Origin of the sequence: Hydrogenoanaerobacterium saccharovorans, assembly GCF_016901815.1 — a bacterium.
Classification (GTDB): Bacteria; Bacillota; Clostridia; order Oscillospirales; family Ruminococcaceae; genus Avimicrobium; species Avimicrobium caecorum.
On the sequence record NZ_JACSNR010000005.1, the window covers coordinates 188,339 to 200,222 of the forward strand.

General features: G+C 57.0%; 14 protein-coding genes. All 14 read left to right on the forward strand.

Annotated features, from left to right (window positions below; all coding sequences use genetic code 11):
- The first annotated feature begins 8 nt into the window (after positions 1–8).
- The 14 genes from H9X81_RS06650 (at position 9) to hpf (ending at position 11,640) form a co-directional block, all read left to right on the forward strand.
- On the forward strand, positions 9–2,192 hold the full coding sequence (locus H9X81_RS06650; RefSeq protein ID WP_177502928.1) for a RelA/SpoT family protein: 2,184 nt from the start codon (positions 9–11) through the stop codon (positions 2,190–2,192).
- Positions 2,193–2,208: 16 nt separating this feature from the next.
- The gene (dtd, locus tag H9X81_RS06655) at positions 2,209–2,706 is read left to right on the forward strand and encodes a D-aminoacyl-tRNA deacylase (protein WP_177502927.1); all 498 of its coding nucleotides are present in this window, start codon (positions 2,209–2,211) and stop codon (positions 2,704–2,706) included.
- A complete protein-coding gene (locus tag H9X81_RS06660; RefSeq protein WP_177502926.1) occupies positions 2,703–3,329 on the forward strand; it encodes an MBL fold metallo-hydrolase in 627 nt (208 codons plus the stop codon). The genes dtd and H9X81_RS06660 overlap by 4 nt, the downstream gene beginning before the upstream one ends.
- 6 nt (positions 3,330–3,335) lie before the next feature.
- Positions 3,336–4,832: a coproporphyrinogen dehydrogenase HemZ gene (gene hemZ, locus H9X81_RS06665; RefSeq protein WP_243424050.1), complete on the forward strand. Its 1,497-nt coding sequence runs from the start codon at positions 3,336–3,338 to the stop codon at positions 4,830–4,832.
- 159 nt (positions 4,833–4,991) lie between these two features.
- Complete coding sequence (locus H9X81_RS06670; protein ID WP_177502925.1) at positions 4,992–5,423, forward strand: zinc ribbon domain-containing protein; 432 nt, start codon at positions 4,992–4,994, stop codon at positions 5,421–5,423.
- Between the two features lie 146 nt (positions 5,424–5,569).
- Positions 5,570–7,312 (forward strand): putative polysaccharide biosynthesis protein, encoded by a 1,743-nt coding sequence (locus H9X81_RS06675; protein ID WP_204720741.1) that lies wholly within the window; start codon positions 5,570–5,572, stop codon positions 7,310–7,312.
- 198 nt (positions 7,313–7,510) lie between these two features.
- The gene (locus tag H9X81_RS06680) at positions 7,511–7,786 is read left to right on the forward strand and encodes an HU family DNA-binding protein (RefSeq protein ID WP_177502923.1); all 276 of its coding nucleotides are present in this window, start codon (positions 7,511–7,513) and stop codon (positions 7,784–7,786) included.
- A gap of 84 nt (positions 7,787–7,870) precedes the next feature.
- Positions 7,871–8,113 (forward strand): RNA-binding S4 domain-containing protein, encoded by a 243-nt coding sequence (locus H9X81_RS06685; protein WP_177502922.1) that lies wholly within the window; start codon positions 7,871–7,873, stop codon positions 8,111–8,113.
- 64 nt (positions 8,114–8,177) lie between these two features.
- Complete coding sequence (locus H9X81_RS06690) at positions 8,178–8,459, forward strand: YabP/YqfC family sporulation protein (RefSeq protein WP_177502921.1); 282 nt, start codon at positions 8,178–8,180, stop codon at positions 8,457–8,459.
- Complete coding sequence (gene yabQ / locus H9X81_RS06695; protein WP_204720743.1) at positions 8,456–8,899, forward strand: spore cortex biosynthesis protein YabQ; 444 nt, start codon at positions 8,456–8,458, stop codon at positions 8,897–8,899. The genes H9X81_RS06690 and yabQ overlap by 4 nt, the downstream gene beginning before the upstream one ends.
- A 76-nt stretch (positions 8,900–8,975) precedes the next feature.
- On the forward strand, positions 8,976–9,263 hold the full coding sequence (locus H9X81_RS06700; protein ID WP_177502919.1) for an FtsB family cell division protein: 288 nt from the start codon (positions 8,976–8,978) through the stop codon (positions 9,261–9,263).
- A gap of 30 nt (positions 9,264–9,293) precedes the next feature.
- Positions 9,294–9,749, forward strand: coding sequence for a S1 RNA-binding domain-containing protein (locus H9X81_RS06705; protein ID WP_177502918.1), 456 nt, complete (start codon positions 9,294–9,296; stop codon positions 9,747–9,749).
- A gap of 78 nt (positions 9,750–9,827) precedes the next feature.
- Entirely contained in the window at positions 9,828–10,994 is a 1,167-nt protein-coding gene (locus tag H9X81_RS06710; RefSeq protein ID WP_243424051.1) for an amidohydrolase, read from the forward strand.
- Positions 10,995–11,118: 124 nt separating this feature from the next.
- Positions 11,119–11,640 (forward strand): ribosome hibernation-promoting factor, HPF/YfiA family, encoded by a 522-nt coding sequence (gene hpf / locus H9X81_RS11960; protein WP_191392734.1) that lies wholly within the window; start codon positions 11,119–11,121, stop codon positions 11,638–11,640.
- Positions 11,641–11,884 lie beyond the last annotated feature (244 nt).

The window sequence follows — 11,884 nt, forward strand, 5'->3', positions numbered from 1 at the left end:
TGACAGGAATGGAGAAAGTTTATACGATTGACGATCTGATGCAGGCGATCAAGGAGAGCGGACGCAGCTATGATACCGACCGGATCATGGCTGCCTATCAGGTGGCAAAGGAAGCCCACAAGGACCAGCGCCGCCGGTCGGGCGAGCCCTATATCAGCCATCCTGTTGCGGTGGCGATCATTCTGGTGGGGCTCGGCATGGATACCGAAACCCTGGTGGCTGCCCTTCTGCACGATGTGGTGGAGGATACTGCCACCACCGGCGAAAGCATTGAAAAGCAGTTCGGCGAAGATGTGGCCCTGATGGTAAACGGCGTCACCAAGCTGGGTCAGGTGCCGTTTTCCACCCGGGAGGAGCAGCAGGCGGAAAATGTCCGCAAAATGCTGCTTGCCATGGCACAGGATGTCCGGGTTATCATCATCAAGCTGGCGGACCGTCTGCACAATATGCGTACCCTGGAATCGATGCCGCCCCAGAAGCAGCGGGATAAATCGCTGGAGACCATGGAGGTCTATGCGCCGCTGGCACACCGTCTGGGCCTGAAGCTGGTCAAGGAGGAGCTGGAGGATACTGCCCTGCGCTTCCTGGACCCGGCTGCCTATTCGGAGATCGAATCCCAGCTGATCCTGCGCAAGGACGAGCGGGACAAGTTCCTCTCGATGATCCGGGAACGGCTCACCGAGCGGCTCAATGCCGAGGGAATGCACTTCTACCTGGAGAGCCGGGTCAAGAGCATCTACGGCATCTACCGCAAGGTGTATATCCAGGGCCGGGATTTTGATGAGATCTTCGATGTCTATGCCCTGCGGGTCATTGTGGACACCGTCAATGAGTGCTATAACGTCCTGGGCGTGGTGCATGATATGTTCCGTCCCATCCCCAACCGGTTCAAGGACTACATCTCCACCCCCAAGGCCAATATGTATCAGTCGCTGCATACCACCGTGCTGGATAAGGAGGGCATCCCCTTCGAGATCCAGATCCGCACCTGGGATATGCACTACATCGCAGAATACGGTGTCGCGGCGCACTGGAAGTACAAGGCCGGCCTATCGGGCAAGGACAGCCTGGAGGAGAAACTGGCCTGGGTGCGTCAGCTGCTGGAAGCCCAGCAGGAGAGCGACGATGTGGAAGACATCGTGCGCACCATCAAGACCGATATTGCCCCGGAGGAAGTGTTTGTATTCACCCCCAAGGGCGATGTCATCAGCCTGCCGTCCGGCTCCACCATCATCGACTTTGCCTATGCCATTCACTCGGCGGTGGGCAACCGCATGATGGGCGCCAAGGTGGATGGGCGCATCATGCCCATCGACACAGTGGTAAAAACCGGCATGATCATCGAGATCATCACCGGCAATACCAAGGGCCCGAACCGTGACTGGCTCAAGGTGGTCAAGACCAGCGAGGCCCGCAACAAGATCCGGGCCTGGTTCAAGAAGGAGAAGCGGGAGGAGAACATCGCCGCCGGACGGGAGGAGCTGGAGAAGGAATTCCGGCGCAGCTCCATCAGCCTGACCGAGCAGCAGGAGGAAGAATTCCTCGCCTATCTGGCAGAAAAGCAGCAGATGAAGAATGTGGATGACTTCCTGGCTGCCATCGGCTATGGCGGTATTTCGCTGGCGAAGATCGCTCCCCGCATCAAGACCGACTATGTGAAGATGTTCCGCACCTCCGAGGCGGAAAAGGCCGCCCAGGCCCTGCCCAAGCTGGTGCAGAAGAAGTCCAAGGTGTCCAGCGGCGTCATTGTCGAGGGACTGGACAGCTGCCTGGTAAAGTTCGCCCAGTGCTGCAACCCGCTGCCCGGCGATGAGATCATCGGCTTTATCACCCGGGGTTCGGGCGTGTCCATTCACAAGCTGGACTGCCCCAATGTCATCAATTCGATGAAGGACCCCGAACAGCAGAGCCGCTGGGTTGCCGCCGAGTGGGCAGATACCACCCAGCGGGAGGTATTCAAGTCCTCCATTGAGCTGCTGGCCCGGGATCGCGGTCTGCTGCTGGCGGAGGTGAGCATCACCCTCAACAATATGCATGTGCCGCTGCACGCGCTGCAGGCCCGGGAGCTCAAGGACGGCATGACGTCTGTCACCCTGACACTGGGCACTGTGAATGTGGAGCAGCTGACCAATATCATGTCCAATCTGCGCAAGATCGACGGTGTCGTCGAAGTCAAGCGCGCGAATCAGTAAGGAGGAGCCTGTTAAGATGAGAGCTGTGGTACAGCGGGTAGCCGCATCCCGTGTGGAGATCGGCGGCGAAACAGTCGGAGAGATCGGTCAGGGTTTGATGATCCTGCTGGGCGTATCCGGCGAGGATACCGAGGAGGAAATGCGCTTCCTGGCAAAGAAGATCGTGAATCTGCGCATCTTCACCGATGAAAATGACAAGATGAACCTCTCGCTGATGGACATCGGCGGTGAGGCGCTGGTGGTTTCCCAGTTCACCCTGTATGCCGACTGCAAGAAGGGCAACCGTCCTTCCTTTATCGCAGCCGGACGTCCGGAGATCTCGGAACCGCTCTATGAGAGCTTTGTCCACGAACTCATTGCCCTGGGTGTGGAAAAGGTAGCCACCGGACAGTTCGGTGCGGATATGCAGGTCTACATCCAGAACGACGGCCCCGTGACCATTGTGCTGGATACCGATGAGATCATGCCCAAGCGGGTGACAGTGCGCAAGGCAGGCGCAAAGGAGAACGCATGAGAATCTATACCATGCTCACCGGTCTGATGGAGACCAACTGCTATCTGGTTGTGACCAAGGAGCGTCATATTGCGGTGATCGATCCCGGCGCTGACCCGGAGACCATCATTGCCAAGCTGGAGGATCTGGGGTCGGAACCTTCGATGATCCTGCTCACCCATGCCCACTATGACCATACCGGCGCTGTGGAAGCCCTCTGCAAGCGCTATCCCGACTGCCCGGTGATGCTGGGTGAGAAGGAACTGCCGGTGTACGGCGATCCGAACCTGAGCCTGGCTCCCATGCTGGGCGGCCCCAAGGAGCCCCAGAAGCTCCGGTATGACCGCCTGCTCCATGAGGGCGATACCATCCAGCTGGACGAGCTGACCTTCACCGTTCTGGAGACCCCGGGTCATACCCCCGGCGGCGTCTGCTACCAGGTGGGCGATGTGATCTTCTCCGGGGATACCCTGTTCCAGCTCAGTGTGGGCCGAACCGACTTCCCCGGCGGTGATGCCGCTGCGCTGAAGAAATCCGTGCAGCGCCTGCGGGATCTGCCAGGGGAGTATACCATCTGTCCCGGACATGGCTCGCCCACCTATCTGAGCCAGGAACGCAGCAAAAACCCGTATATGAGAGGATAACGCACCATGATGACTGTATTCTGTGAAGGCCGGGACTACGGCTATGAGCTGGCTGGTGTGGCAATGCTCTTCTTCCGGGGGGAGAAGGTGATCCCCGCCAAGGAGGGGGAGGAGCCGCTGGACAACTTCATTCTGGCGGAGACCAACCTGCGTCCGGGCCGGGCATCGCTGTCGGTGACGGTGGAGCGGGAGGAGCGCACCTGGGAGGCCAGTGAGATCGTCCCGGTGAGCGAGGAGAACCCCGACCACGACTGTGAACTCCATCTCGCCCGGATGCTCTATCAGATCCTCAGCGAGATCACCGGCATCACCCCCAAGTGGGGCGTGCTCACCGGTATCCGCCCGGTGAAGCTGGTACAGCGCCGGCTGGATCAGGGACTCAGCCGGGAGGAGGTCGCCCGGGAACTGCGGGAGGACTATCTGGTGTCCCAGGAGAAGCTGGATCTGGCCTTTGCCACCCAGCAGAAGGAACATGCCATCCTCTCCCGGAACACCCCGGACAGCTTCAGCCTGTATATCTCCATTCCCTTCTGTCCGTCCCGGTGCCTGTACTGCTCCTTTGTGTCCCATTCCATTGAAAAGACCTACAAGCTCATGGATCAGTACATCGACTGTCTGTGCCAGGAGATCGCCCATACCGCAGAGGTAGCCCGTCAGGCGGGACTGCGGCTGCGCACTGTCTACTTCGGCGGCGGCACGCCTACCTCCATCACAGCCGAACAGCTCAAAAAGCTCACCGACTGTGTGGCAGAGCACTTTGATCTCTCGGAGGTGTGGGAATACACCATCGAAGCAGGCCGTCCCGATACCATCACCCGGGAGAAACTCCAGGTGATCCGGGACGCAGGGGTGACCCGCATCAGCATCAATCCCCAGACCTTCAACGATGATGTGCTGCGGTTTGTGGGACGGAAGCATCCCGCCCAGGCGGTGGTGGACTGCTATGAGATGGCCCGGGAACTGGGCTTTGACAGCATCAATATGGACATCATTGCCGGACTGCCCACCGATACCCTGGACAGCTTCCGCCATACGGTGGAGCGTCTGCTGGAGCTGGGGCCGGAGAACATCACCGTCCATACCCTGTCGGTCAAGCGCTCAGCAGATCTGTCCGGGGAGAAGGCAGTGGATCTGTCCTCCCTCACCGGAGATGTCACCGAGATGGTGGACTATGCCCAGCGCCGGCTCATGGAGAACGGCTATGAGCCCTATTATCTCTACCGGCAGCGCAATATCCTGGATAATCTGGAGAACACCGGCTACTGCAAACCCGGCAAGGAAGGCCTTTACAATGTCTATATCATGGACGAGACCCATACCATCCTGGCCTGCGGCGCCGGCGGCGTCAGCAAACTCCGGGACCCCCATGGGGACGACATCAAGCGGCTCTTCAACTTCAAGTACCCCTATGAGTACATCAGCCGGTTTGAGGAGATTCTTCAGCGCAAGGATGAAACCCTGGCGTTTTATCAGAGCCATCCCATTGATGGAACCAAGTCCTGATTGTAACGATTTTCTGAACATTTCCGCTCCGGAGGCTGTTTGGCAGCCGGAGCGGTTGTTTTTTTGCGGGAAAAAGCATATAATAAAGGCAGTAATTCTGAAGTGACAAACGGCAGGCAATGAAGTCTGCCGCATCAAATAGAGTGAGGTGGATTGACTATGGGATTCATGGACAAGGTACTGGATACTGCACGCAGTGCAGCAAACGCGGCATCGGAAAAGGCCGGGGAAGTGTATGAGATCGGCAAGCTGAAGCTGCAGCTTTCGGGACTCAACAGTGATCTGGAGAAGGCCTATGCACAGCTGGGCCGTCTGGAATACGATGCCAAGAAGAACGGCAATGACAACAGCCTGCTCATTGACGCCTGCATTACCGAGCTGGACAGCCTGCATGAGGATATTGACAGCCTGATTGCGGAGATCTCGGCAGCAACCGGGGAAAAGACCTGTCCGCACTGCGGTGAGAGCGTGGCAGCTGAGGCTGTTTACTGCTCCAAGTGCGGCGCCAAGATGGACGCCGAACCGGTGACCGAGCCGGCACCGGCAGCTCCGGCACAGGAAGCTCTGCCTGAGAGCAAGCCGGAAGAATAAAGCCTGGAATCACTGACTGAAAAAACGACGCCCGCCGATGGGGAAAAAGTCCAGCGGCGGGCGAGTTTTTGACTTTGGGGGAAGTCCGCATAAACAGGGGAGTGCGGGAATACACTGGACACAGAACCGGGGAAGGGGGAAAACGGATGCAGGCAAAGGAAGGCGGACAGAACTTTCTGCACGGCGCGCTGATTCTGGCGGCGTCAGCCCTGATCGTCAAGCTCATCGGCGCCTTTTTCAAAGTGCCGCTTGCCAATATCATCGGCGGCTCCGGCATGGGTTACTTCATGACCGCCTATGACTTCTTCAACCCGGTGCGCTCCCTGGCAGTAGCGGGAATCCCGGTGGCGGTATCCAAGATGGTATCCGAGGCAGTGGCAACCGGGCGCTTTGCCGATGCCCGCCGCACCTTCCGGGCAGCCCTGGGACTGATGTGCATCACCGGTGTCCTGGGCACTGTGGGAGTCTTTGCCTTCGGAGAGCTCTTCGCCGACCTTGCCGGAAATCCCGGCGCTTCGGCGGCAGTTCTTTCCATTGCCCCGGCGATCTTCTGCTGTTGTATGATTTCGGTTTACCGGGGATACTATGAGGGACAGCGCAATATGATCCCCACCGCCCTCTCCCAGGTCTTTGAGGCGCTGATCCGGCTGATGTGCGGCATCGGATTTGCCGGTGCTGCCTATACCCTGGGGCTGGAAAGCTATACCCGGGACGGCACCATCTTCGGCGTCAGTGCCGGAGGCCCGGCGGCTGCGGAAGCCCTGCTCTCCCAGTTCACTGCGGCGGCGGCAGTCTGGGGCGTGAGCGTCAGCACCCTGGCTTCGATGCTCTTCCTCATGGCACGCCATGCCTTTGTGGGCCCGGACCCGCGCATCCGTGCCGCGGATGCTACCGAAGGGCAAAACTATTCCGCCCTGATCCGGGAACTGATCCATACGGCGATCCCCGTCTGTCTGGGGTCGTTGGCAGTGAGCATGGGCTCGCTGGTGGATCTCTTCACCGTCATGAACCGGCTGGGGGACGCCGTCGCTGCCAATCCCGGCTACTTTGCGGCGGAATATGCCGCCATCCTGGCAGACGGACAGACCCTGGAACAGCTGCCGAACTACCTCTATGGCTCTTATACCGGCCTGGCGCTGACCATCTTCGGCATCGTCCCGGCGGTGACAGCGGTATTCGGCATCAGCGCCCTGCCCAATGTGGCGGCGGCCTGGAAGGTCCGGGACCGGGAGCGCACCCATCGGAATGTATCGGTGGTGCTGCGCATCGTCTCCATCCTGGCCATGCCTGCCGGTATCGGCATCATGCTGCTCAGCCAGCCCATCCTGGAGCTGTTCTACTCCGGGCGCCAGCTGGAGATCCAGGTGGCGGCGCCGCTTCTGTCGGTGCTGGGCATCGCGGTGATCTTTGTGTCACTGACCGCCCCCATCAACAGCATGCTCCAGGGCATCGGACGGGTGGATCTGCCGGTCAAGCTCATGCTCATGGGGGCCGGCATCAAGTTTGTCACCAACTTTATCCTGCTGCGTGTCCCGCAGGTGGGCATTATGGCGGCACCGCTGGGATCGCTGCTCTGCTATGGATTCATCGTCTGTATGAGCCTGAGGGCCATCTGTCGGGAAACCGGGGTCTGCATCCGGTTTGGCGATACCTTCGGAAAGCCCTTGTTCGGCGGGATTATCTGCGGTCTGACCGCCTGGATCTGCCGGTATCAGCTGTTTGTCGACCACCCCGGAAAGCTGTTTACCCTGTTGTCCATTGGCATTGGTGCCATAATTTACTTTATTTTACTGTTCGTTTTGAAGATAGTGACGAAAGATGATATTTTGATGATGCCCGAGGGTGAAAAAATCCGAAAAACACTTGAAAAACTGCGCCTTTTAAGCTAATATATTAAGTGCTGTGGTCGAAAGGAAAGCCTGTTTTTTGCCGTAACTACGGCGTTTTTCAAGGCTTGAACACATGGAACGCAAATGGAGCCGGTACAGGAAATTCCATCCGGTATCCTGCGCAGAATACAATCTGGCCTGTCTGCTCCGATCCATCGGATGGACAGGGAAGAAAGCATTTTATGGAGGAATTGAAAAATGACAAAGACTGAACTCATCAGCGCAGTTGCTCTGAAGGCTGAGCTGACCAAGAAGGATAGCGAGAAGGCTGTTGCCGCTGTATTCGATGCCATTACTGAGGCTCTGGTAGCTGGAGATTCCGTATCTCTGGTAGGCTTCGGCAAGTTCGAAGTAAAGAACAGAAGCGAGAAGATGGGTATCAATCCCCGCACCAAGGAACCCATGAAGATCGCTGCTTCCAAGCTGCCTGCTTTCCGTGCCGGTAAGGCTCTGAAGGACGCAGTTGCCAAGTAATTGCGTAGATAAGATCTGTTTTTTATATCGGGCAGCGGGGAACCACTGCCCGATTTTTTATGAGAAATAAGGAGGAGTTCTGCAATGCGCCTGGATAAATATCTCAAACTCACCCGGCTGATCAAACGCCGCACTGTGGCAAATGAAGCCTGTGACGCAGACCGGGTGCTGGTCAATGGCAAGGTGGCCCGGGCTTCCCTGGCAGTCAAGGAAGGGGACATCATTGAAATCAACCTGGGCAGCCGTCCGCTGCGGGTCAAGGTGCTCAAGGTCAGTGAATATGTCACCAAGGACGATGCGCCCACCTGCTATCAGATCCTGGAATAAACTTCCCCCTTTTATGCATAAGCTGTTCGAGAAGCAGAACAGTGGCATAAAGGGGGTTGTTTTTATGGAGAAAACCAAGAATACCACAGTGCCGGGGCCTCAGAACCTGATGCTGGAAAACCGGGAAAAGCTGCTGATCCAGGGTGTGGAACAGGTGGAGAGCTTTGATGAGAACTGTGTCCAGCTGGATACCACCCTGGGCGCTCTGGTGATCCGGGGACGGGGGCTGCACATCGACCGCATTGACGATGTGAACAAAGAGGTGTCGGTCACCGGGGAGATTGTGGCGATGCTCTATGATGAAACCCGGTTCAAGGGCGGGTTCCTGGCCCGTCTGATGCGTTGAGCGCCCTGGCTTCCGCCCAGCTGCTGACCTTCTGGGGAGCGGTGTGCCTGGGAATGAAGCTGGCGGCAGCCTATGCCCTGCCCGCTGCCCTCCGGGAGGAGCTCCATTTCTCCTGGCAGCTGGAATCGCTGCTGGATCTTATGTATTTCACAGCGGCGGGGCTGATCAGCTTTCTCTACCTGCTCTCCACTGTGGACGGGACCTTGCGCTGGTTCGTGCTGGCAGGGGAGGTGATCGGCGCTGTGCTGCTGCGCCTGACGGTCTACCGATGGCTGCTCAGGCTGTTGCGCTGGCCCCTGCGCCTCTGCTGCAAGCTGCTCCATGGCGTGGTAAAACTGCTCGGAGCCCTGTGGAAGCTGGTGCAAAAGTGGCTTCCGGAGCAGCCGGGTCCGGGACTGGAGGACGGAAATTTTTCAGAGGAAAGCACGAATTCCCCTTGAAAATCGACAAGGCTTTATAGTATAATCTTCTAAAGATGATCTGTTTTCATGTGAAATTTTTGAGGAGGGGATTCCGATGGCGAAGGCAAAGGCTAAGAAAAACACCCTGCTGCGTGTATCGGTAATTCTGTTTCTTCTCTATGTAGTGATTTCACTGGTTCAGATCCAGGGAAGTATCCAGAAAAACCGGGAACAGCTGGCAGCGCTGGAACAGCAGAATGAGGAGCAGCGCATTGCCAATAAAGAGCTGGAACGGATTCTTTCGGACGGCACCGAAGAGGAGTATATCGAACGGATTGCCCGGGAACAGCTGGGATTCGCCTATCCGGAAGAACAGGTGCTGGTGGATATTTCCGGCAGTTGACAGCAAAGATTACAGGAGGATGCAGACTGAATGCAGCAGTTGGTTGTGGGGAATATTGTAGAGGGTAAAGTGACGGGCATTACCAAGTTCGGCGCTTTTGTGGATCTTGGTGACGGTAAGACCGGAATGGTACATATTTCGGAGGTTGCCCCGACCTTTGTCAAGGAGATCCGGGATTTTGTCAAGGAAAATGACACCGTAAAGGTGAAGGTTCTGAGTATTTCGGAGGATGGCAAGATCAGTCTTTCGATGAAGAAGGCAGAACCGCAGCAGGCAGCGCCGGCGAAAACCGAGCGTCCCGCACGACCGAAGCGTACTGCTCCGCCCCGGGATATGGGTTGGCGTGGTCCCAAGCCGACACCGGAGCCTCAGAGCTTTGAGGATATGATGAACCGGTTCAAGCAGACCAGCGACGACAAGATGTCTGATCTCAAAAAGTATATGGACGGCAAGCGCGGCACTTCCTTTAAGAGAGGACAGCGGTAAACCCCACTTGAACCAAACCATAGCGGAGCGGGCCTTTGGAAAAGGGCCTGCTCCTGTTTTATATATTGGAGGAAACGAATGATGATTCTGAAAAATCTGCGGATCTGGTCCCGGGAAGGTTTTGCCGGGGACTGTTACCTGACAGTGGAGGGCAGCCGCATCCATGCCATCGGCCCCATGTCGGAATGCCCGATGGACGGGGAGAGCCTGGACTGTCGGGGCTATACCGCCTATCCCGGCTTTATTGACGCCCACAGCCATCTGGGCATGTTTGATGACAGCATCGGCGTCGAGGGCGAGGACGGCAATGAGAGCACCGATCCCATCACCCCCCAGCTCCGGGGAATCGACTCGGTCTATGCCATGGACCGGGGCTTTGCCGATGCGCTGGCAGCCGGCGTGACCACCGTAGTCACCGGACCTGGCAGTGCCAATGCCATTGCCGGTACATTCTGTGCTGTCAAGACCTATGGACGCATCGTGGATGAAATGGTGATCAAGTCGCCGGTAGCCATGAAGATGGCCTTTGGCGAGAACCCCAAGGGGATCTATGGTGATAAGTCCGAGACTCCGTCCACCCGTATGGCCACTGCGGCACTGGTGCGGGAACAGCTTTTCAAGGCCCAGCGGTATATGCAGGACCTGGAGAAGGCGGCAGAGGACCCTGATGAGGACGAGCCGGAATTTGATATGAAGTGTGAGGCTCTGCTGCCGGTGCTGCGCCGGGAGCTGCCGGTGCATATCCATGCCCATCGGGCGGACGACATCGCCACAGCGGTGCGGATCTGCCATGAGTTCGGGCTGCGTTATGTGCTGGTGCACGCCACCGAGGGTCATCTCATCGCCGACTATCTGGCAAAGGAGAATATCAGCATCATCTGCGGCCCGATGATCAACCATCGTTCCAAGCCGGAGCTGTCCGGATTTGTGATGGATTCCCCCACCCAGCTGGCAAAGGCCGGAATCCCCATTTCCATCTGCACCGACCACCCCGAGATCCCTCAGGATCTGCTGGCAGTGAGCGCGGGGCTGTGTGTCCGGGAGGGGCTGCCGTGGCAGACTGCCATGGAGGCCATCACCTGGGTGCCGGCAGTGCAGGCCGGCATTGAAGACCGGGTGGGAAGTCTCGCTCCGGGACTGGATGCAGACCTGGTGCTGTTCGATACCGATCCCCTCACTCTGGAAGCCCGTCCGGCCCTGGTGATGGCGAACGGACAAATTATCCATAAAAAATTCACAGAATGATTGCGGATTTGTATAATTTATGGTATACTATAGGTATCAAAGAAACGGAGGCCTTTGAGTACACCGTTTCATTGAGGGAAAGGCAGATCTGCCCGACCCGATTTTATAAAAAGGGGTTGAGTTTATGACCATCAACATCACCGGAAGAAAAACCACGATCAAGGATTCGTTCAGGGAAGAAGCAGAGCGGGAGATGACCCGTTTTGATCGCCTGTTTGATGATGATGCATCGGCCCATATCACCGTATCCAATGAGGGCGGTCGTGAAACGGTGGAGATTACCATCCGTTCGGGCGGCATGATTTTCCGTGCCGAAAAGACCACCGAAGACCGCAAGCAGTCGCTGGCTCAGGCTGGAGACCTGCTGTTCCGTCAGATCGTAAAGAATAAGTCCAAGCTGGCTGACCGCTTCAAGAAGCGCGCACCGGAGATCTATGCCGAGCCTGCGGCAGAGGAGCCGGATTATAGCGTGATCAAGCGCAAGCACTTCGCACTCAAGCCCATGCATGTGGATGAGGCGATCCTGCAGATGGAGCTGCTGGGACACAATTTCTATATGTTCCTGAATGCGGAAACGGAAGTTCCCAATGTAGTCTATAAGCGCAATGCCGGCGGTTATGGCCTGCTGGAGCCGGATGAAAACTGAATCTAACCCATCGGAGGGCAGACAGAGATGTCTGCCCTCTTTTTGTGTAAAGAAAACCACGCGATAGTCGCGTGGTTCAAAAGAGCTTAAGCGGTGAAAAAGATAAAAAAACTCCTAATGTGTTAAAGTAAAAGCGTGACCTGCCAGTTACACCGAAAAACACATTAGGAGGACATTAAAATGCCAGAGCAAAATAACATCACAAACAGTTTAGCACATACGAAGTGGAATTGTAAATATCATG

Coding starts and splice junctions, on each gene's coding strand:
- H9X81_RS06650 (WP_177502928.1), top strand. CDS start 9: ATGGAGAAAGTTTATACGATTGACGATCTGATGCAGGCGATCAAGGAG.
- dtd (WP_177502927.1), top strand. CDS start 2,209: ATGAGAGCTGTGGTACAGCGGGTAGCCGCATCCCGTGTGGAGATCGGC.
- H9X81_RS06660 (WP_177502926.1), top strand. CDS start 2,703: ATGAGAATCTATACCATGCTCACCGGTCTGATGGAGACCAACTGCTAT.
- hemZ (WP_243424050.1), top strand. CDS start 3,336: ATGATGACTGTATTCTGTGAAGGCCGGGACTACGGCTATGAGCTGGCT.
- H9X81_RS06670 (WP_177502925.1), top strand. CDS start 4,992: ATGGGATTCATGGACAAGGTACTGGATACTGCACGCAGTGCAGCAAAC.
- H9X81_RS06675 (WP_204720741.1), top strand. CDS start 5,570: ATGCAGGCAAAGGAAGGCGGACAGAACTTTCTGCACGGCGCGCTGATT.
- H9X81_RS06680 (WP_177502923.1), top strand. CDS start 7,511: ATGACAAAGACTGAACTCATCAGCGCAGTTGCTCTGAAGGCTGAGCTG.
- H9X81_RS06685 (WP_177502922.1), top strand. CDS start 7,871: ATGCGCCTGGATAAATATCTCAAACTCACCCGGCTGATCAAACGCCGC.
- H9X81_RS06690 (WP_177502921.1), top strand. CDS start 8,178: ATGGAGAAAACCAAGAATACCACAGTGCCGGGGCCTCAGAACCTGATG.
- H9X81_RS06700 (WP_177502919.1), top strand. CDS start 8,976: ATGGCGAAGGCAAAGGCTAAGAAAAACACCCTGCTGCGTGTATCGGTA.
- H9X81_RS06705 (WP_177502918.1), top strand. CDS start 9,294: ATGCAGCAGTTGGTTGTGGGGAATATTGTAGAGGGTAAAGTGACGGGC.
- H9X81_RS06710 (WP_243424051.1), top strand. CDS start 9,828: ATGATGATTCTGAAAAATCTGCGGATCTGGTCCCGGGAAGGTTTTGCC.
- hpf (WP_191392734.1), top strand. CDS start 11,119: ATGACCATCAACATCACCGGAAGAAAAACCACGATCAAGGATTCGTTC.